Raw genomic sequence first — 20,307 nt, forward strand, 5'->3', positions numbered from 1 at the left:
GGCTACGCTGATGAATACGTCAAAGATCAGGGTGCTGGTGGTGGACGATTCCGCGGTCATGCGGGCCATGCTGACCGCAATCATCAATCAGGCGCCCGACATGGAAGTGGTGGGTACGGCACCCGATCCGCTGGTGGCGCGCCAGAAGGTGAAGGAACTTCTGCCGGACGTGCTGACGCTGGATGTCGAGATGCCGCAGATGAACGGTCTTGAGTTTCTCGACAAGGTGATGCGCCTGCGCCCGATGCCGGTGATCATGATCTCCAGCCAGACCGCGCAGGGGTCCGAAGCGACGCTGCAGGCGCTCGAACTGGGCGCGGTGGACTACATCGCCAAGCCGCGTGCCACCCTCGCGGGTCTGCCGCCAGGCTATGCACAGGAGGTGCAGGACAAGATCCGTGCGGCATTCAGCGCTCATGTGAGGGTGCGGCGCGACGCGCCTTTGCGTCCTGCGACCACTGCCGTGACACCACCGCCGGTGGTGAGCAGCAACTGGGGTGACCGCATCGTGTGCATCGGCGCCTCGACCGGCGGCACCGAAGCGATCAAGGAGGTGCTGACCCGCCTGCCGGAGAACATGCCCGGCGTCGTGATGGTGCAGCACATGCCGGAAATGTTCACCGCGAGCTTTGCCCGGCGGCTCGACTCGCTGTCACGCCTGCGCGTGAAGGAGGCTGAGCAGGGCGAACGCATACTGCCCGGTCACGCCTACCTCGCACCGGGGCATTCGCACCTGGAAATCCGCAAGTCCGGCGGTGGCTATGTGTGCGAACTGCTGCAGACGCCACCCTTCAACCGGCACCGCCCGGCGGTCGATGTCCTCTTCGATTCCGCAGCGGTGCAGGCGCGAGGCAGTGCGGTTGCCGCGCTGCTCACCGGCATGGGCAAGGACGGCGCGCAGGGCATGCTGGCGATGCGCAAGTCGGGCGCGTGGACGATAGGTCAGGACCAGGAAAGCTGTGTCGTGTACGGAATGCCGCGCGAGGCGGCCCAGATCGGCGCGTGCTGCGAGGTCAGTCCGATCACTCAGGTTGCCGAACGCATCATGGCTGCGCTGCAGGGCGGTCGGCGCATGGTCGCCCACGGCTGACGGCGGATTGCCGCCCTCATTCATCGATTACAGACAGGAAAACACACCATGGACATCAAGGTCAGTATCTCCGACAAGGTTGCGCGCATGAGCCTGGGCGGGCGCTTCGATTTTTCGGCGCACAAGGAATTCCGTGACACCACCGAGCAACTGCTGTTGCGCGACGAAGTGAGTGAGCTCGACGTCGATCTTGCTGCAGTCAATTACGTGGACAGTTCTGCGCTCGGCATGCTGCTGATGCTGCGCGACAAGGCGCGCAACGCGCGGCGCGAAATCAGGCTGTCGCGTTGCAGCCCGCCGGTGCGTCAGGTGCTCGATATCGCGAACTTCGGCAAGCTGTTCCGAATCGAGTGAACGTGACGGCGTGCGCAGCAGAGTCACATTAAAGCTTGTACACGCTTTGTCGTAACACTCCTCACGACGGACGGGCAAACCATGCCCTGACGGAGAGGTGGGCAATCGACGGGTACACGTCGGTGCCTCCTTCATATAGGGCGAACAATGCCCCTACCGGTGAGGAGACCGTAAATGTCAGCAACCCCCCCGCGCTCGTTGCTCGGGCGCAACCTGCTTTGGTTGTGTCTTTATCCTGTTGTATTCCTGACCCACGTGGGCGCTCTTGCCTGGGGGGCGAGGTCGCTCGACACGGGCGGCGTTCTGCTCGCCGCCGGGCTGTCACTGGCCGCGCTGGCGGTGGTGCGGCTGATCTGCGCGCAACGGTTCGAGCGGCCGCTCGAAGCCCTGGTCGCCAGCATGGAACGGGCCCGCCTGGAGGGTGATCTCACCTTCCAGTTGCCGGTGCAGGGGCCGGGTGCGCTGCCCCGGCTGGCCGAAAGCTACAACCGTCTGGTCGGTGAATTCAGTGCGGCGATGGCCAAGATGCTGTTTACCTCGTCGCGCCTGCAGGAAGCCTGTGACCGGCTCGGCAAGGGGGCCGAGCGGGTGGCCGGCTCGACCGACGCTCAGTGCACCGCATCGCGCGCCGCCAGCACCGATGTGGGCAACATGAAAAGCAGCATGGAAGCGGCCACCGACGTGGCGGCCCAGACGGTCGAGGACGCCGCGCGTTCGCGCGAACTTTCGCAGCAGGGCGCCCAGGTGGTCAGTCGTGTCGCCGCAGAAATGTCACGCGTGTCGGGCAGCGTTGAACAGTGTGCACGGCAGATCGAACACCTGGGCAGCCGGTCGGAAGAGATCGGCGGCGTGGTGCAGGTGATCCGCGAAATTGCTGACCAGACCAATCTGCTCGCGCTCAATGCCGCCATCGAGGCGGCCCGGGCCGGCGAGCAGGGTCGCGGCTTTGCCGTGGTGGCCGACGAGGTGCGCAAACTGGCTGAACGCACCGCCTCGTCGACCGGGCAGATCCACACGATGATTTCGGCGGTGCAACGCGAAACCAGCGAAGCCGCGGCGGTGGTGCGCGCCAGCGCAGTCGAGGCGCGCAATGGCGCCGCCCTGACCGGCGAGGCGGTGGCCACGCTCGAACGCATCCGCGAATGCGCCGATGCGACGCTGGAACGGGTCGGCGGCACGGTTGCGGCGATGCGCCAGAACCATGCGCTGGGCGAACAGGTTGACCAGCACGTACAGCGCATCTTCGCCATGGCGGAATCGAACCGCGAGGTGTCGCACGTGGCGGCGACCGACGCCGGGCGCCTGGACGTGCTGTCGAGCAACCTGGCCGAACTGGCGCAGGTGTTCCGCCTCGGCGCCGCCGGCGAACAGGCGGTGGCGATGCATGCGCGGATGCCGGAGCTGGTCGCTGGGGCAGCCGCGCAGGTCGGGGCGTGTCTGGAAGCGGCGGTCAAGCGTGGCGAGATCAAGATCGACGACCTGTTCGACGAGAACTACCAGCCGATCGCCGGCACCCGGCCAGTCAAGTACTCCACGCGTTTCGACAGCCTGACAGACCGGCTGCTGCCGGCCATCCAGGAACCGCTGCTCGAACGTCACCCCGGTCTCATCTACGCCGGCGCGGTCGATCGCAAGGGCTATTTCCCGACCCACAACAAGAAGTTCTCACAGCCGCTGACCGGCGACGAAAAGGTCGACATCGTGCGCAACCGTACCAAGCGCATCTTCGAAGATCCGGTCGGCAAGCGCTGTGGTGCACACGCCCAGCCCTTCCTGATCCAGACCTATCGCCGCGACACCGGGGAAGTGGTGCACGACATTTCGGCACCGATCCACGTCTGTGGACGCCAATGGGGCGGCTTCCGCATCGGCTACGTCGCCTGATTGCGCATTTCGGGTGATCTGGATCAAGCGGCGGCGACGGCACGCTCAAAGCGTCGCCGTCGCCGCCGTTAAGTCTAGTAAGTCCGCCGCCCACCCGGCGCAGCGTGAGCGCGCCGCCGAATCCGGCCACCGGTTCGCCCAGAATTGCCCTTCAAGGAGATCCCCGCAATGAACGCCCTGCTGCTGCCCGCCCGGGCATTGATGTCACATCTGCGCTTCGCGCCGAAGATGATGCTGGTCATGGGCATTCTGCTGTCGCTGCTGTTCGGCGTCGCCACGCTGCAGACGCTGGACCGCATGACTGCCGTACGATCGATGCACGACGAGCAGATTGGTGCCAACTACGTCGGCACCTTGCTGGGCGTGCTCGCCACGGTGCAGCAGCATCGCGGCATGTCGTCGTCGATGCTCAACGGCGACGCCAGTCTGGCACCCAAGGTCGAAGCGAAGGCAGCCGAAGTGGCTGCCGGCATCGCGCAGCTCAAGGCGCAGAATGACGCCAACCTTGCGCTGCTCGATCAGGCGGCGCAGATCGATCGCCTGAATGACGAGTGGGTGGCTGTGCGTCAATTGATGAGCGGTGCCACCGGCGGCGAGAACTTCCGCCGGCATTCGGACTTGATCGTCAATCTGCTGAACGACTTCCGCATGGTGGCCGACGCATCCGGCCTGACCTTCGATCCTTTCCCGGACAGCTACACGCTGATGGACGCGACGATCGGCATCGTACCGCAGACGGTCGAGTATCTGGCCCGGCTGCGTGGGCTGGCGGCTTCCATCAGCGCCTCCCGCTCGATGTCGCCCGAAAAGGCGGTCGAACTCGGAGCCCTGCTGCAGTTGTCGAAGGCGCAGATCGATGCATCGGAACGCATGCTCGAACGCGTGCTGAAGAATGCACCGGCCCACGCCGGCGCAATCACCACTGACGTGGCGGAACTGCGCGACGCCTTTGGCGCCACCGCTCAGATGATCGAAAATTCGGTGATCAGCCAGACCTTCGATCTGTCGCCGGCCGAAGTGTTCGCCCGCGCAAGCGCACCGGTTGATGCCGCCCTGGGTACCGCTCGCACGCTGCTGTCCAGCCTCGACGCCAGCCTGGCCGTGCATCGATCCGAAATGATGCGCCAGGAGGTGCTGATCGTTGCTGCGCTGACCGCCGGCATGCTGCTGTCGATGTACCTTGCCCTTGGCCTCTACCTTTCACTTCAGGACGACATCCGCCGCACCATCGAAGGGGGCCAGCGGCTTGCCGATGGGGATCTGACGGCGCGCATCGACATCGCGAGTCGTGACGAGTTCGGCGACATCGCGGCCAGCTTCAACCGCATGGCCGATGGCTTGTCGACGCTGATCGGGCGCGTGAAGGCTTCGGCTTCGGCGGTGTCGGAAGTGACTCATGTGCTCGCCAGCGCGACGCAGCAGATCAGCCAGGCATCAACCCACCAGAGCCAGTCGGCATCGGCGATGGCGGCCACCATCGAAGAACTGTCGGTGTCGATCAACAGCGTGTCGGACAGTGCGTCCGACATGCGTCACCACGCCGACGCCAGCCGCGATGAAGCAGACCAGGGGCGGCGCGCGATCGACGCGGTGAGCGGTGAGCTGGACGACGTCGGTCAGGTGGTCGGCGAGATTTCCGATGCCGCAAGCGCCTTCGTGGACAGCACGCGTGCCATCGGCGGCATGACCCGCCAGGTCAAGGACATCGCCGAACAGACCAATCTGCTGGCGCTCAATGCGGCCATCGAAGCGGCGCGCGCCGGCGAGCAGGGGCGCGGCTTCGCGGTGGTCGCTGATGAAGTGCGCAAGCTGGCCGAGAAGTCGGCGGCATCGGCACTTGAGATCGAGGCCGTCACGCGCACGCTGGATGCACACGCCGCCGGCGTCGATGCCGTGGTGCGGCGCGGGTCCGACGCGATCAACGCCTCGCGCCAGCAGCTGACCCGCGTGGTCGACGCGCTCGGCCGTGCGGCCGAGGCGGCCGCCTCGACATCTAGCGGCATCAGCGGCATTGCCGAATCGGTCAGCGAACAGACCATCGCCAGCCACGAGGTCGCGCGCAAGATCGAACAGATCGCGCAGATGACCGAGGAAAACACCAGTGCCATCGGTTCCATGGCTGATCAGGCGCAGCACCTGAGTTCGCTGGCGCGCGAGCTGGAAGCCGCCGGTGCGCGGTTCCGCGTCTGATCTGCCCGAAATCCCGTCGAGGCCGGACATGCAGCGCGTTCGCAGCGCTTCTGAAGGTCTGCAGCCATTCAAGACTTGCCATGCATTGCCGTAAAACCATCTGCACCCGGTTGTTTTCGTGCCACTGAACAGACAGACGAGGCCGACATGTCAGAGTTACTCAAGAATATCGATGCCCGCACCAAGCTTGCGGGTACCAACAAGCTCGAAATACTGATGTTTTCGCTCGGCGTGGACACGCGCACCGGGCGACGCGAGACATTCGGCATCAATGTGTTCAAGGTGCGCGAGGTGATGCGCACCCCCAACATCACGGCAGCGCCGGAAATGCCCAATGCGGTCGAAGGCATGGTCAGCCTGCGCGGTGCGCTGGTACCGGTGGTCGATCTGGCCAAGTTTGCCCAGTTCCCGAGCGATACGCCGCGCGACGTGATGATCGTGACCGAATACAACGGCCATACCCAGGGCTTCCTGGTGGAGTCGGTCGATACCATCCTGCGGCTGGACTGGTCGCAGATGCGCGTGCCGCCGGCCATGCTGACAGCCAATCTCGGCGGACTGGTGACTGCCGTGACCGAGCTGGCGGACAACCGGCTGGTGATGATGCTCGACGTCGAGAAGATCCTGTCGGAAACGGCGGACATCGACAACGATCTCGCCTTCAAGGACATCAAGCCGCTCGACATCGAAGACGCAACGGTCTTCTTCTGCGATGACTCCCCGGTGGCCCGCACCCAGATCACGCGCACGCTGGACCTGATGGGTGTGCGCTACGTCAGCGCCATCAATGGCGGCCAGATGTGGGCCGAACTGCTGAAGGTTGCCAGCTACGCCGATTCCAGCGGCCGCAAGGTGAATGAACTGATCAGCATGATCCTCACCGACGTCGAGATGCCGGAGATGGACGGCTACATCCTGACCAAGAACATCAAGGCCGACCCGCGCTTCGCCGGCATTCCGGTGGTCATGCACTCGTCGTTGTCGTCGGGCTCCAACCAGCAGCTGGGCCGATCGGTTGGCGTCGATGAGTATGTGTCCAAGTTCGAGGCACAGCGCCTCGCCGAAACCATCACCCGCCTGATCCGCCGCAGCAAGGGCTTGGATCGCGTGGCTGCCTGAAAAAGACCGGAGACAACACGATGGACAGACCTGACCACAACCTGCTCGAGCAGGTGGACGCCCGCACCAAGCTGGCGGGCTCGAACAAGATGGAAATCCTGCTCTTTTCACTCGGCACGCACGAGCTGTTCGGCATCAATGTATTCAAGGTGCGCGAGGTCAGCAGCACGCCGATCGTAACGCCGACGCCGAATATGCCGGCTGGCGTCGAAGGTCTGATTTCACTGCGCGGAAACGTCATTCCGGTGCTGTCGCTGGCACGCATCATGAACCTGACCGACGCACCCGAGGGCATGGGTGGCGCAATGATGGTGACCGAGTACAGCAAGCGTACGCTGGGTTTTCTGGTGCACGAGGTGGATCGCATCATCCGTGTCGACTGGGATCGCGTGCGCGCGCCCGAGTCGGTCGTCACCAGTGAGCAGCTCTACATCACCGCGATCACCGAACTCGACGATGGTCGGCTGGTGTCCATCCTCGACGTGGAAAGCATTCTGGCCGGTACCTTCGGCGACGCCGTCGTCGGCGAGATTCCGCCGCTGGGCGGCAATTACGATCCGAACGTGTTCTTCGTCGATGACTCTGCGGTGGCCCGCAAGAAGATCGCCGAAGTGCTGGACAAGCTCAACATCCGCCACAAGCACGCCACCAATGGCGCCGAGGCGTGGGCTCGCCTGCAGGGCATGGCTGCGCACACCACGCAGACCGGCCAGCCGCTGACCGACGAGATCGACCTGATACTGGTCGATGCAGAAATGCCCGAGATGGACGGCTACGTCCTCACGCGACACATCAAGAACGATCCCCGATTCGTCGATATACCGGTGGTGATGCACTCGTCGCTGTCGTCGGAAGCAAACCGTGCAATGGGCAAGAGCGTCGGTGTCGATGCCTACGTGGCGAAGTTCGACGCCGAAGTGCTGGCCGATACGCTGCGTCCGCTGCTGCAAGCCCATAAAGCCTGAGAGAGGTAGGCCATGTCAGATCCCAAGATGAAATTTCTCGTTGTCGACGACTTTTCGACCATGCGCCGCATCGTGCGCAATCTGTTGAAGGAACTCGGCTTCACCAATGTCGACGAGGCCGAGGACGGTGTCATTGCGCTGCAGAAGCTGAAGTCGTCCGACTTCGATTTCGTGGTCACCGACTGGAACATGCCGAACATGACCGGCATCGAGCTGCTGCGCGCCATTCGCGGCGACGCCGCGCTGAAGGGGCTGCCGGTGCTGATGATCACGGCCGAAGCCAAGAAGGAAAACATCATCGAAGCCGCCCAGGCCGGCGCTTCCGGCTACATCGTGAAGCCTTTCACCGCCGGCACCCTGGGTGAAAAGCTGACCAAGATCTTCGAAAAGATGAACCAGAAGGCCGCCTGAGCCGGCATCGGGAGATGACATTGTGAAGAAGATGAAGCTTGACGAAACCGGCGATTCCGACGACCTGCAGGCGCTGTTCGACAGCATCGCGTCCGAGACGCCGCAGAAGGTGAGGCTCGAAGTCGTGCCGGAAGCCGCAAACAGCAGCGGCGACAGCGCCGATCTGGAAGCCCTGTTCGATTCGGTATCGGACGACTACTCGGCACCGGCTGCCGCGGCCCCCGCGCCCGGCAATGAAGACGAGCACAGCTGCGACAATGTATTCAACAAGGTGGGTCACCTCGCGCGTCAGCTGCACGACACGCTGCGCGAGCTGGGGTACGACCATGCGCTGGAAGACGTGGCGCAGCAGATGCCTGATGCGCGCAGCCGCCTGACCTACATCGCACAGATGACCGAGAGCGCGGCCAGCCGCGTGCTCAACGCGACCGATATCGCCATACCGCTGCAGGATGACGTCGAAAAGCGCTCCAGCACGCTGCATGACCGCTGGGAAAAGCTGTACCGGAACGAACTGTCGGTTGACGAATTCAAGGCACTGGCCGCGGAAACGCGCGGCTTTCTCGGCGACGTGCCGGCCTTTGCCCGCGATACCCGGGCGCAACTGAACGAAATCATGATGGCCCAGGATTTTCAGGATCTGACCGGACAGGTGATCAAGAAAATCGTCGAAATGTCGCAAAAGCTGGAAAGCGGCCTGCTGCAGGTACTGATCGAAGCCATGCCGGCAGAGAAGCGGGCCAGCACGCCGGAAAGCCTGCTGAACGGCCCGGTCGTGTCGGCCGAAGGCCGCGAGGACGTGGTGACAAGTCAGGAGCAGGTGGACGACCTGCTCGAAAGTCTCGGCTTCTGATCGCCGGCAGCAGCAGGACAGTCGTGACACAGCGTTCGGTCAGCGCGGACGGACGGGTCGGTCGAACGGGTGGCATCCATCCGTGGAACCGGAACAACAGGAGCAGTAGGGCGAGCGGTGCGTCGAATGCGCTGCCCGCCACAGGAGCGAACGATGAGTGACTTTCAGGGCATGGAAGATCTGCTGCAGGACTTTCTGGTCGAAGCAACCGACCTGCTGTCCGGCGTGGACAACAAGCTGGTCGATCTCGAAAAGACGCCTGGTGACCGCAGTCTGCTGAACGAGATTTTTCGCGGCTTCCATACCATCAAGGGGGGCGCCGGCTTCCTGAATGCGTCCGAACTGGTCGCGCTCTGTCATCTGACCGAAAACCTGTTCGACAAACTGCGCAATGGCGAAATGGCCATCACGCCGCAACTGATGGACGTCATTCTCGACGCGACCGGCATCGTGCGCGACATGTTCGGTGCCCTGGAGCGCGGCATGCTGCCGGCAGCCGCCGACGTTGGCGTGATGACCCGCCTGCGCGCCGCACTGGCCGGCGAGCTCGACAAGGTCGCAACGGCGGACGCCAGTGCCGAAGCACCGGCTGCGCCGGCCGTCGCACGTGGCGTCGAACCTGACTGGAACACGCTGCATCAGGCCGTGACCGGTGTCGTGCCGGTTGCCCCGCAAGCGGTGCCTGAACCTGCAGCCGCGCGATCGGCCAATGATGGCGAGGTCGCTGCGGTGGTCAATGCGGCTTTCGGCCGCCGGTCCGCTGATCGTCCGGGCGCACCGGCACCGACCGGTCGCCGCGATGCCGAAAAGGGCCGTGAAAACTCGATCCGGGTCGATACTTCGCGCCTCGACCAGGTGCTCAACCTGTCGGGCGAGATCGGCCTGACCAAGAATCGCCTGACCTCGCTGCGCGCGGACATCCTGGCCGGCAAGAGCGACAACGAAACACTGCATGCGCTCGATGCGGCCGTGAGCCAGCTCGACCTGCTGGTGTCCGATCTGCAGAACGCGGTGATGAAGACGCGCATGCAGCCGATCGGTCGCCTGTTCCAGAAATACCCGCGCATCGCCCGCGATCTCGCCCGCAATCTGGGCAAGGACGTCGAGCTTGCGCTGGTCGGCGAAGAAACCGAAATCGACAAGACGATGATCGAGGATCTGTCCGACCCGATCATCCACCTGATCCGCAATGCCGTGGATCACGGCGTGGAAACGCCGGAAGACCGGATCGCCCAGGGCAAGCCGGGCAAATCGGTGGTGCGTCTCGAAGCGCGCCAGGAAGGCGACCACATCGTGATCATGGTGGCCGACGACGGGCGCGGCATGAACGCCGAGCGGCTGCGTGCCAAGGCGCTCGAAAAGGGCCTGATCACCGATGAGGAAGCCAATACGCTGGACGAGCGTGCAAGCCTGAACCTGGTGTTCCTGCCGGGCTTCTCGACCGCAGCAACGGTGTCCGATGTGTCGGGTCGTGGTGTCGGCATGGACGTCGTGAAAACGAATATCCAGAAGCTCAACGGTTCGATCGAAATCCGGTCCATCCAGGGCAAGGGCACGACCTTCGTGATTTCGCTGCCGCTGACGCTGGCCATCCTGCCGGTGTTGCTGGTGCGTCTGGCCGAACAGCACTTCGCGGTGCCGCTGTCGATGGTGCGCGAAATCCTGCCGATCCAGCCGCAGGATATCCAGGAAGTCGGTGGCCGCGCGACCATGGTGGTGCGCGGCGAAGTGATGCCGGTGCTGCCGCTGGCCCGCCTGCTTGGCTGGCCGCAGAAGAACCTGCCGCAGTACGGCGTGCTGATGCAGACCGCCGAATCCTCCTTCATTCTCGCGATCGACAATTTCGCCGGGCGTGAGGACGCGGTGATCAAGAGCCTGGACGATTTCCGTCCGAAGGGTGTGGCCGGTGTGACGACGCTTTCCAACGGCCAGATCGTGCTGATCCTCGACATGAAGGAACTGCTTGGCTCGCTTGGCGACTCGCGCGGCGTGTCGCGGTCCAGCCTGATCAGCCCGGTTTCGCTCGCTGCCTGACGGAAATTTATCGACCTGTACCCACGGAAAGCCCGGCCCATCGCACGATGGGTCGGGCTTTTTCTTTTTCCTTCAAGGGCTTGGGGCAGATCTGCCAGCAGGTGTCTCTGACCCTAAAGAGTGTGTCGTTGCGGTCGATAACCAGATACCAACGGTAATCCGTCCATCGAACGACGAAGGAGCCTCATCATGGCCGAAGCAACTCTCATCCAGCCGATTTCGTCCCCGTTTCCCGCGGCAGCCTTGCTGCCGGCAGCGAGCGTGCAGGCGCATCACGCTGAAATCATGCGTCTGATGGCGTCGATCGAAATGCTCGGCAACGAAGCGATGGTGACGGCGCTCAGTCTGGCCGACGAAGCCGCCGAAGCCGACGCGCGCGGCCTGTTCATGCGCGCACAGGAAGTGCGAGCCTGGGTGCAGACCACGCTGGACATGGTTCATACCGATGCGCTGTGCCCCGATCTTTCGGGCCAGCTCGCCTACCAGGGTGTCGAACAGGCTGCCCGCCTGGTCGCCGCCCGTGAAACCCTCCCGCGATAAGTCCGCGACCCTTGTGTTCCAATCGCCATCAGTGATCGAGTCGGTTATCGACCCGGAAATCGGATTCGGCGGAGGACATTGAGTGTCGGAAGAAGCAGAGGACTTCGATTTTGACGTCTGGAAGGATCTTGCGCAGTCCGATCCACAGACCTACTTCGCGGAGAGACGGCGTGTGATCGAAAATTTCATCAATACCTGCCCGCCTGAAAAACAGGCGGTGCTGCGCGACCTGCAGAATCAGATAGACGCCAGCCGTGCCATGGCGGGGTCGCCCAACCAGTCGGTGCGCGAACTGTCGCGCATGATGGAAGACTATCTTCTTGCGCTGTCGGAACGTCTGATGGCGCTGCACCGCGAAACATCCGCGTTGCAGACTTCATTGCGTCAGGGCCTGCGCGGCTCCTGAACGTCACCCGAACGCAGACCGGGTTGCCACGGCGGATCGGGTCGACAGTTTGTGCGCAGGCTCAGGCCAGCGGCGCGACTGGACGGCCACCGTGGTGATCCGGACTGCGACCACCTTCCGCCGCGCCCGCGGACGGATCGTCAATGCGTCTCACTCGGTAACCGGGAATGACTGCCGGTTTCCCGCCCACACCCATTCGAGCAAGGCCTCAAGCACCGGTTGCGCACGGCCGGCGTTTGGATGGTTCAGCCACGCCACCATCAGCACACGCTGACCGTTGCGGTCCAGAACATAGCCGGCGATCGATCGCGTATCGGACAGCGATCCGGTCTTAAGATGCGCCTGACCGCTGGCCGGAGAGTTGCGCAGCCGTCGGCGCAGCGTGCCGTCGACCGACAGCACCGGCATCGACGACATGAATTCCGGCATGACGCTGCTCGCCCACGCATGGCGCAGCAGCGCTGCCATGTCGGCGGCCGACAGGCGTTCGCTGCGCGACAGCCCGGAGCCGTTGTCCAGCATCAGACTGGGCAGCGCCAGACCGCGCCGGGTCGCCCAGGCACGCACGGCGGCGTCGGCGGTGGCGGTGTCTGCCGGTGTTCCGGCGCCGTTGCCCAGCGTCAGGAACAATTGGCGAGCCATCACGTTGTTGCTGTACTTGTTGATGTCGCGGATGACCTGCGCCAGCGGCGGCGAATCGATGCCAGCCAGTGGCAGCGCGTTCGGCGGCGTTGCGCCGTCGCGCACCCGCCCGGTGATCCGCCCGCCCAGCTCGGCCCACATGGCGCGCAGGGCGCGGGCAAAGAACTCGTCGGCCGGCAGCGGTGCGATGTTCCATATGCGTTCGCCGCACGGTCGAGCGAAGCGGCCGGTGATCTGCAGCGTGAGCGTGCTGCGGTCTGGAGCCGGCAGGACTTTCGCGGTCAGGCTGTCCTTCCAGTCGCCGCATTCGCCGTCGACCAGCTGCACGCGGTTGTCGATCTGCACACCATCGAGCGGAGGTTCGGCCCACAGCGCGGGAGCGCCGCCGGCCTGTGGAAGCAGGCGCACACGCAGCGCGTTGTGTGCCAGCAGCAGTGCGTCCGGACCGACGTTATAGGCAGCGAGCGGTTCGTTGTCGAAGGCGCCCGGGTCGTGTCGAGTCGGCGCGAATGCCGAGCGGTCGGTGATCACGTCGCCGCGGATGTCGCGCACGCCGCGCGCGCGCAGATCGCGCAGCAGCAACCAGAACTGTTCGATGCTGAGCGCCGGGTCGCCGCCGCCGCGCAGCACGAGGTCGCCATCGAGCACGCCGTCGGCCAGCCGGCCGGTCATCAGCGCGTCGGTGCGCCAGCTGTACGCCGGGCCGAGACTGTCGAGCGCGGCGTAGGTGGTGACCAGCTTCATCACCGACGCCGGGTTCATCGGTACCTTGGCGCGATGGCTGATGCGTGCGGGGCCGCCGTCCACTGACTGGACCATGACCGAAATCGACGTCGCGGGAATGTCGGCAGCGCGCAGCGCCTGCAATACCGGCGCCGGCAGCACTGCGCAGGCCGGTGCAACGATCAGGCCGAGCAGGACGGCTAGCGCGAGACGCACGACAGCCCGCTCAGGCGATGCGCGACAGATGGCGGCGCACCGAGGCGCTGGCACCGAGCCAGCCGAGTGCGGCACACAGCGCGAGCAGCGCAGCCCAGTGTATGGGCGCGAGGGGCCTCAGCACGAATTCCAGACTGTACAGACCGGCGATTTCGGCCACCGGTCCGGCCAGCGCGCGCGTCGCCAGCAGGGCAAGCCCGCCGGCGAGTGCGCCGCCGAGCAGACCCTGCAGTGCGCCGAACCAGTGGAAGGGACGGCGTATCCAGGCGTCGGTGGCGCCGAGCAGGCGACTGACCTCGATCTCGTCGCGCTGCGTCAGCAGTTGCAGCCGGATCGTATTGAAGGTGACGGCGACCAGACCGAGGCCGAGCACGACACCGAGCATCGTCACCGCCTGCTGGCCCAGTGCGATCAGCGCGTCGAGCCGCTTCGCCCACGCGGAGTCGAGCTGTACGTGATCGACTTCGGGCAGTCTGGAAAACTCGGTACGCAGCGTTTCCAGCCGGGCGGCATCCGCAGCATCGAGCCGGACCACGAAGGCATCCGCAAAAGGGTTCTCGGGCAGTGCGTCGAGGATTTCGGCCAATGCGTCGTTGTCGCGGAATCGCTTCAGCGCCGCGTCGCGCGACACCAGTTCGACCTTCGCCTCCTTGGCCAGCCCGCGGATGCGCTGGTCGGCGGTCCGGACCGCTTCGGCGTTTGCGCCCGGCTGCATGAACACGGATATTTCCGGCGCGGCGCTGACATTGCCGGCCAGTCGCTGCAGATTGCCCAGCAGCATGTAGCCGGTGGCCGGCAAGGCCGCAGCGATGCCGACCACCAGCGCGGCCAGCAAGGTATTGAAAGGCTGGCGGACCATCTGGCGCGCTGCGCGCAGCCCGGCGCGCAGCTGCAGACGCAGCCACCTCATCGCAGACACCTCATTGCAGCCGCCCCTGGGCAAGTACCAGCTTGCGCGGCGCGTAGCGTGCGAACAGCGCGTCGTCGTGCGTGGTCAGCAGCACGGTGACGCCTGCTTCGTTGAACGATCGGAACAGTTCGGCGATGTCACGCGCGTAGGCGTCGTCGAGGTGGGCGGTCGGTTCGTCGGCGAGCAGGATCTGCGGACGGTTCACGATGGCGCGGGCAATGGTCAGGCGCTGCTGTTCGCCGCCCGACAGCTCGACCGGCATCGATTTTTCGCGCCCGGACAGCCCGACCCGTTCCAGTGCTGCACGCACCCGGTTGGCCGCTTCGCGCGGCGGATGGCTGCTGATGGAAAGCGGCAGCAGGACATTGTCGAAGGCGCTGCGGTCGAACAGCAGGCGCTGATCCTGCATCACGAGACCGATCGACCGGCGCCAGTAGGGCAGGGCGGCACGCTTGAGCGCCGACACATCCTCGCCACCGACCAGCACCTTGCCTTCGGTCGGTCGTTCGAGCACGGCGAGCAGGCGCAGCAGCGTGCTCTTGCCGGCGCCGGAGTGGCCGCTCACCACCACCATTTCGCCGCGTGCGATGTCGCAGTCCAGCTGGTCGAGCGCGGTGTGACCGCCCGGATAGCGTTTGGTGACCTGAGCGAAACGGATCATGCGGCGTGGGCTCGGGCTGCTTTCAGAGGGATCTCGGCGGTTCGAACAGGGCATCGACGAATTCCGCCGCATTGAACGGCTGCAGATCGTCAAGTCCTTCACCGACGCCGATGTAGCGCAGCGCGATCGGACGCGACGGTGCGTGCTGCTTCGCGATGGCCGCAATGACGCCGCCACGTGCCGTGCCGTCGAGCTTGGTCATGATCAGCCCGGTCACGCCGATCGCAGCGTCGAAGGCCTTCACCTGGGCGAGTGCGTTCTGGCCGATATTGCCGTCGAGCACCAGCAGCACCTCGTGCGGCCCGGTGGGATCCGCCTTGGCGATGACCCGCTTGACCTTGGCGATCTCCTCCATCAGGTGCAGCTGCGTCGGCAGGCGGCCCGCGGTGTCAGCCAGCACGATGTCGATGCCGCGGGCGCGGGCGGCATTGACCGCGTCGAACACCACCGCGGCCGGATCACCGGAATCCTGAGCGATCACCGCCACGTTGTTGCGGGCGCCCCAGCTTTCGAGCTGTTCTCTGGCCGCGGCGCGGAAGGTGTCGCCGGCCGCCAGCAGCACGCTCTTGCCCTGTGACTGGAAATACTTGGCCAGTTTGCCGATCGACGTGGTCTTGCCGGCGCCGTTCACGCCCGCAATCATGATGATGAAGGGCTTGTGTGCATCCACATCGAGCGGTTTTTCCAGCGGCGCGATCAGGCGGGTCAGTTCCTCGCGCAACACGTCGCGCAACTTCGCCGGTTCTTCGATGCGCTCGCGTTTCACGCGGTCGCGCAGCCGGTCGAGCAGATGGGTGGTGGCATCCATGCCCACGTCGGACGTGATCAGCAGCGTTTCCAGCTCTTCCAGCAGCTCGTCGTCGACCTTTGTACGCAGGAACAGCGCATTGAGCTGACCACCGATCTGGGCGCGCGTGCGCGACAGTCCGGCACGCAGCCGCTGCGCCCACGACAATTTCGGCGCGTCGGCAGCAGGCGCGCTATCCTGCGCCGCGACCACGGCAGGCGCGGCCGGTGCGGCATCGCTTGCGTCGGGCGCGGCGGCTTTGTCTTTCTTGAAGAAACCAAACATGTGGGAGACGGTCACTGGAACACCTTGCGACTTGCGCAAGGCTTTGGAACAGAGGCGTGATGGCGGATTTCGCCGCGCTCACATTTACTGCCGGAGAGTGTATCAGATGGATTTGCGCCGTTTTTCCCGTGGTATCGCGCTGTGCAGCGCTCTGGCGGCATGCGCGCTGGCGGCGCATCCGGTGCTCGCGAACCCGTACGAAACCACCCTTGCGAACGGTCTGCGCATTATCGTCAAGGAAGATCGGAGGGCGCCGGTGGCGGTGCATATGGTGTGGTACCGCGTCGGTGCGATGGACGAGAACGACGGCACCACAGGCGTGGCGCACGTACTCGAACACATGATGTTCAAGGGCACGAAGAAACTGAAGGCGGGCGAATTCAATGAGATCGTCGCCCGTGCCGGCGGCAGCGACAACGCCTTCACCAGTCAGGACTACACCGCCTATTTTCAGCGCGTGCCGGCGGCCGCGCTGCCGCGCATGATCGAACTCGAAGCCGACCGCATGCGCAACGTGGTCATCACCGACGAGGAATTCGGTCGCGAACTGAAGGTGGTCATGGAAGAGCGTCGGCTGCGTACCGACGACAAGCCGCAGTCGCAGCTGTACGAGCAGCTGATGGCCAGCGCCTTCACCGCGCATCCGTATCGCCGGCCCATCATCGGCTGGATGAACGACCTCGAGAACATGCGCGCCGATGACGCACGCGACTGGTACCGGCGCTGGTATGCCCCGAACAATGCCTACGTCGTGGTGGTGGGCGATGTCGACCACAAGAAGGTGTTCGAACAGGTCAGAAAGCAGTACGGCAAGATGAAAAGTCAGCCCTTGCCGGTGCGCAAGGCGACCGCCGAACCGGTACAGACCGGTCAGAGGCGGGTCGTCGTCAAGGCGCCGGCCGAGGTGCCGCAGCTGCTGATGGCGTGGAAGGCGCCTCGCCTGATCGACGTCGAGAACGATCGCGAGCCCTATGCGCTCGACGTGCTGGCCGGCATTCTCGATGGCCATGCCGCTTCGCGACTGTCGCGCAATCTGGTGCGTGGCAGTCAGATCGCGACCGAAATCGGCGCCTATTACGACTCGACGTCGCGTGGCGAAGCGACCTTCGTGCTGGGCGGCGCGCCGGCCAAGGGCAAGACGGTGCAAGAGCTGGAAGCGGCGCTGCGGGCGGAAATCAAGCGCATCGCGGACGAAGGCGTGTCGGATGCCGAACTTGAACGCATCAAGACGCAGACCATCGCGTCGCAGGTGTACAAGCGCGACTCGACCTATGTGCAGGCGATGGAGATCGGTCGTCTCGAAGCCGCCGGCTATCACTGGCGCGACGGCGACCGCATGCTCGACAAGCTGCGCACCGTCACCGCAGCCGAGGTACAGGCCGTGGCGCAGAAGTATTTCGGCGACGACACGCTGACCGTCGCGGTGCTCGATCCGCAACCGCTCGACCCGAACGCCAAGCCGCGCGCCAAGCCCGCCGGCCTGCGTCACTGAGCGTGCCCACCGATTTCAAGCAGGGGAAACGGATGAACCCAACTTTCCGCAACGCGCTGACGCGCCTTGCCTTCATGTTCGTCGCGGCCGCAGCTGCATTGCCGGCCGTGGCCAATATCGATATCCAGCACTGGGTGGCGCCCAACGGCGCACGGGTGTATTTCGTCGAAAGCCGCGTGCTGCCGATTCTGGACGTCCAGGTGGATTTCGATGCCGGCGCAGCGCGCGACCCGGCAGGCAAAAGCGGCGTCGCATCGATGACGCAAAGCCTGCTCGACACCGGAGCGGGTGGTCTGGACGAGGACACGCTGGCCGAGCGATTCGCCGATCTGGGCGCCCAGCTGGGCGGCGTGGCCGACAACGATCGTGCCGGCCTGTCGCTGCGTACGCTGTCCAGTGCCCGCGAGCGCGAAGGTTCGCTGGCGCTGCTGCATACCCTGCTGACGCGGCCCGAGTTTCCGGCTGCCGTGCTGGATCGCGAAAAGGCGCGCGCCATTTCCGGTCTGCGCGAGGCGGACACCAAGCCGGACGCAATCGGCAGCAAGCGCTTCGCCCGTGAGCTGTACGGCGACCACCCGTACGGCCGCACACCGACCATCGAATCGGTCACCGCGATCAGTCGCGACGATCTGCTTGCCCACTACCGCACGCACTACGTCGCGCCGCGCGCCGTCGTGTCGATCGTCGGTGACGTCACCCGCGAGCAGGCAGAAGCGATTGCCGTGCAACTGACCGGGGATCTGCCTCAGGGCGAGCCGCTCGCGCCGATTCCGGCGGTGACCCTGCCGCAGGCGAAAACCGAAAACATCGCGCATCCGGCCAACCAGAGTCACATCTTTGTCGGTCAGCCGGCCTTGCAGCGAGGCGACCTGGATTTCTTTCCGCTGCAGGTCGGCAACTACATTCTGGGTGGTGGCGGTTTCGTGTCGCGGCTGACCAAGGAAGTGCGCGAAAAGCGCGGCTATGCCTACAGCGTCTATAGCTATTTCAACCCGCAGCGCCAGCTCGGACCTTTCCAGATCGGACTGCAGACCGAGCGCAGCCAGGCTGCAGCCGCGCTGAAGGTGGTCGATGAAACGCTGGCTGCCTTCATCGAAAAGGGACCGACCGAAGACGAGTTGCGGGCTGCCAAACGCAATCTGGTCGATGGCTTCTCGCTGCGTCTGGACAGCAATCGCAAGCTGCTCGACAGTCTGGCCGTCATCGGCTTCTATGGTCTGCCACTCGACTGGCTGAAGAAGTTTCCCGAGCGCGCCGAAGCGGTGACCGCTGCCCAGGTGAAGGATGCTTTCCAGCGCCGCTTGTCGGCTGAAAACATCGTGCGGGTGATCGTCGCAGGGGATTGACGGGCAATCCTCACGATCCTGCCACGGATGAGTGCGGAGCAACCCGGTGCAGACGGATCCGACGCGGGTGTGCTGGCGCCCCTGCGGTTAGAATCGCGGCCATGTCACGCATTCGCATCATCGGCGGCCGATGGCGCAGCCGCCTGCTGCCCGTGGCGGGTGTGCCCGGCCTGAGGCCCACGCCGGACGCGGTTCGCGAGCGCCTGTTCAACTGGCTCGGGCAGGACCTGAGCGGTCAGCACTGTCTGGACCTGTTTGCAGGGACGGGAGTACTCGGTTTCGAAGCGGCGTCGCGCGGTGCCGAATCGGTCACGCTGGTCGAGCGCGACGCGCGCGCCTTGGGCCGCCTGCGCGAGGCGATCGACCAATTGCCGGCACCCGAGGTCAAACTGGTGCGGGGCGATGCGCTAACATTCGTGCTCGATCCGCCGCGGCGGTTCGATGTGCTGTTCCTCGATCCGCCCTACGGGCACGGCCTGCTCGACAGGCTGGCACCGCATCTCGATGCGCTGGCTGCGGAAGGCGCAGTGATCTATTGCGAGGCGGAGCACCCAGTGCCGATGCTTGGCGACTTCCGCATGACGCGCGAAGGGCAGGCCGGGCAAGTCCATTACCAGCTGCTGGAACGAACATGAACGGCACCATTGCGGTTTACCCCGGAACATTCGACCCGATCACCCGTGGCCATGAGGATCTGGTGCGGCGCGCGGCGGAAATGTTCGATCGGGTCATTGTCGGCGTCGCGGAAAGCCGCTCCAAGCGGCCGTTTTTCGAAACCGATGAACGTGTCGACATGGCGCGCGAAATTCTTGCGCCTTATGCGAATGTCGAAGTGCGCGGGTTTTCCTGTCTGCTGATGGATTTCCTCGAGACCTGCGATGCGCGCATCATCGTGCGCGGACTGCGTGCGGTGTCGGACTTCGAATACGAATTCCAGATGGCAGGAATGAACCGTTCTCTGCGGGCCGACGTCGAAACGGTATTCCTGACGCCGGCCGACCAGTACATGTTCATCTCGGCCACGATGGTGCGAGAAATCGCCTCACTGGGCGGCGATGTCAGCAAGTTTGTGCAGCCTTCCGTTCTGGCGCGCATCAGCGCCAAGCTGGCTGCAATGAGTGGAGGCAACTGAAGTGGCTTTGATCATTACCGACGAATGCATCAACTGCGATGTCTGCGAACCGGAATGCCCGAACGGGGCGATTTCGCAGGGCGAGGAAATCTATGTCATCGATCCGGGAAAATGCACCGAGTGCGTCGGCCATTTCGACGAACCGCAGTGTCAGCAGGTGTGTCCGGTCGATTGCATTCCGCTCGACCCGAACCGCAAGGAAACGCACGATCAACTGATGGCGAAATACTACATCCTCACGGCCGTCAAGGCCTGAACGCCCACGCC

The 20,307-nt window shown here is 64.5% G+C and carries 20 protein-coding genes; 16 read left to right on the forward strand and 4 right to left on the reverse strand.

All coding sequences use genetic code 11. The annotated features are described in order from the left end of the window. Positions 1-10: 10 nt before the first annotated feature. The 11 genes from BSY238_RS13330 (at position 11) to BSY238_RS13380 (ending at position 11,846) form a co-directional block, all read left to right on the forward strand. The gene (locus BSY238_RS13330; RefSeq protein WP_083224048.1) at positions 11-1,090 is read left to right on the forward strand and encodes a protein-glutamate methylesterase/protein-glutamine glutaminase; all 1,080 of its coding nucleotides are present in this window, start codon (positions 11-13) and stop codon (positions 1,088-1,090) included. Positions 1,091-1,138: 48 nt separating this feature from the next. Next, positions 1,139-1,444, forward strand: coding sequence for an STAS domain-containing protein (locus tag BSY238_RS13335; RefSeq protein WP_069039569.1), 306 nt, complete (start codon positions 1,139-1,141; stop codon positions 1,442-1,444). Between the two features lie 174 nt (positions 1,445-1,618). Then, complete coding sequence (locus BSY238_RS13340) at positions 1,619-3,328, forward strand: methyl-accepting chemotaxis protein (RefSeq protein WP_069039570.1); 1,710 nt, start codon at positions 1,619-1,621, stop codon at positions 3,326-3,328. A 168-nt stretch (positions 3,329-3,496) separates the two neighbouring features. Further along, complete coding sequence (locus BSY238_RS13345) at positions 3,497-5,518, forward strand: methyl-accepting chemotaxis protein (RefSeq protein ID WP_069039571.1); 2,022 nt, start codon at positions 3,497-3,499, stop codon at positions 5,516-5,518. A 147-nt stretch (positions 5,519-5,665) separates the two neighbouring features. Further along, entirely contained in the window at positions 5,666-6,637 is a 972-nt protein-coding gene (locus BSY238_RS13350) for a chemotaxis protein (RefSeq protein ID WP_069039572.1), read from the forward strand. Between the two features lie 20 nt (positions 6,638-6,657). Next, on the forward strand, positions 6,658-7,602 hold the full coding sequence (locus tag BSY238_RS13355) for a chemotaxis protein (protein ID WP_069039573.1): 945 nt from the start codon (positions 6,658-6,660) through the stop codon (positions 7,600-7,602). A 12-nt stretch (positions 7,603-7,614) separates the two neighbouring features. Continuing rightward, positions 7,615-8,013, forward strand: a complete 399-nt coding sequence (cheY, locus tag BSY238_RS13360; RefSeq protein WP_069039574.1) for a chemotaxis response regulator CheY — start codon at positions 7,615-7,617, stop codon at positions 8,011-8,013. A gap of 22 nt (positions 8,014-8,035) precedes the next feature. Continuing rightward, on the forward strand, positions 8,036-8,866 hold the full coding sequence (gene cheZ, locus BSY238_RS13365; RefSeq protein ID WP_069039575.1) for a protein phosphatase CheZ: 831 nt from the start codon (positions 8,036-8,038) through the stop codon (positions 8,864-8,866). A gap of 171 nt (positions 8,867-9,037) precedes the next feature. After that, positions 9,038-10,900 (forward strand): chemotaxis protein CheA, encoded by a 1,863-nt coding sequence (locus tag BSY238_RS13370; protein WP_069039576.1) that lies wholly within the window; start codon positions 9,038-9,040, stop codon positions 10,898-10,900. A gap of 189 nt (positions 10,901-11,089) precedes the next feature. Next, the gene (locus BSY238_RS13375) at positions 11,090-11,440 is read left to right on the forward strand and encodes a hypothetical protein (protein WP_069039577.1); all 351 of its coding nucleotides are present in this window, start codon (positions 11,090-11,092) and stop codon (positions 11,438-11,440) included. A gap of 82 nt (positions 11,441-11,522) precedes the next feature. Continuing rightward, complete coding sequence (locus BSY238_RS13380; RefSeq protein ID WP_069039578.1) at positions 11,523-11,846, forward strand: DUF3135 domain-containing protein; 324 nt, start codon at positions 11,523-11,525, stop codon at positions 11,844-11,846. Positions 11,847-11,996: 150 nt separating this feature from the next. On the opposite strand, the gene dacB is transcribed toward BSY238_RS13380, so the two are convergent. Genes dacB through ftsY form a run of 4 tightly spaced genes read right to left on the reverse strand, consistent with a single transcriptional unit; the run spans position 11,997 to position 16,070 of the window. Continuing rightward, on the reverse strand, positions 11,997-13,427 hold the full coding sequence (gene dacB / locus BSY238_RS13385) for a D-alanyl-D-alanine carboxypeptidase/D-alanyl-D-alanine endopeptidase (RefSeq protein WP_069039579.1): 1,431 nt from the start codon (positions 13,425-13,427) through the stop codon (positions 11,997-11,999). A 10-nt stretch (positions 13,428-13,437) separates the two neighbouring features. Then, positions 13,438-14,337 carry a permease-like cell division protein FtsX gene (gene ftsX / locus BSY238_RS13390; RefSeq protein ID WP_069039580.1) on the reverse strand — a complete coding sequence of 300 codons (900 nt, stop codon included), beginning with the start codon at positions 14,335-14,337 and terminating at the stop codon, positions 13,438-13,440. Between the two features lie 10 nt (positions 14,338-14,347). Continuing rightward, complete coding sequence (locus BSY238_RS13395) at positions 14,348-14,998, reverse strand: cell division ATP-binding protein FtsE (protein ID WP_069039581.1); 651 nt, start codon at positions 14,996-14,998, stop codon at positions 14,348-14,350. Between the two features lie 22 nt (positions 14,999-15,020). Then, entirely contained in the window at positions 15,021-16,070 is a 1,050-nt protein-coding gene (gene ftsY / locus BSY238_RS13400) for a signal recognition particle-docking protein FtsY (RefSeq protein WP_069039582.1), read from the reverse strand. A gap of 106 nt (positions 16,071-16,176) precedes the next feature. Here ftsY and BSY238_RS13405 point away from each other — a divergent pair, with 106 nt between their 5' ends. The 5 genes from BSY238_RS13405 to BSY238_RS13425 all read left to right on the forward strand — a co-directional run bounded on the left by BSY238_RS13405 (position 16,177) and on the right by BSY238_RS13425 (position 20,296). Continuing rightward, complete coding sequence (locus BSY238_RS13405) at positions 16,177-17,562, forward strand: M16 family metallopeptidase (RefSeq protein ID WP_069039583.1); 1,386 nt, start codon at positions 16,177-16,179, stop codon at positions 17,560-17,562. Between the two features lie 32 nt (positions 17,563-17,594). Then, positions 17,595-18,908 (forward strand): M16 family metallopeptidase, encoded by a 1,314-nt coding sequence (locus BSY238_RS13410; protein ID WP_069039584.1) that lies wholly within the window; start codon positions 17,595-17,597, stop codon positions 18,906-18,908. Between the two features lie 101 nt (positions 18,909-19,009). Then, complete coding sequence (gene rsmD, locus BSY238_RS13415; RefSeq protein ID WP_069039585.1) at positions 19,010-19,543, forward strand: 16S rRNA (guanine(966)-N(2))-methyltransferase RsmD; 534 nt, start codon at positions 19,010-19,012, stop codon at positions 19,541-19,543. Next, positions 19,540-20,040, forward strand: a complete 501-nt coding sequence (gene coaD / locus BSY238_RS13420) for a pantetheine-phosphate adenylyltransferase (RefSeq protein WP_069039586.1) — start codon at positions 19,540-19,542, stop codon at positions 20,038-20,040. Before rsmD ends, coaD begins: the two co-directional genes overlap by 4 nt. Before the next feature lies 1 nt (position 20,041). After that, complete coding sequence (locus BSY238_RS13425) at positions 20,042-20,296, forward strand: YfhL family 4Fe-4S dicluster ferredoxin (protein WP_069039587.1); 255 nt, start codon at positions 20,042-20,044, stop codon at positions 20,294-20,296. Positions 20,297-20,307 lie beyond the last annotated feature (11 nt).

This window comes from Methyloversatilis sp. RAC08 (genome assembly GCF_001713355.1).
In the GTDB taxonomy this organism is placed as follows: Bacteria; Pseudomonadota; Gammaproteobacteria; order Burkholderiales; family Rhodocyclaceae; genus Methyloversatilis.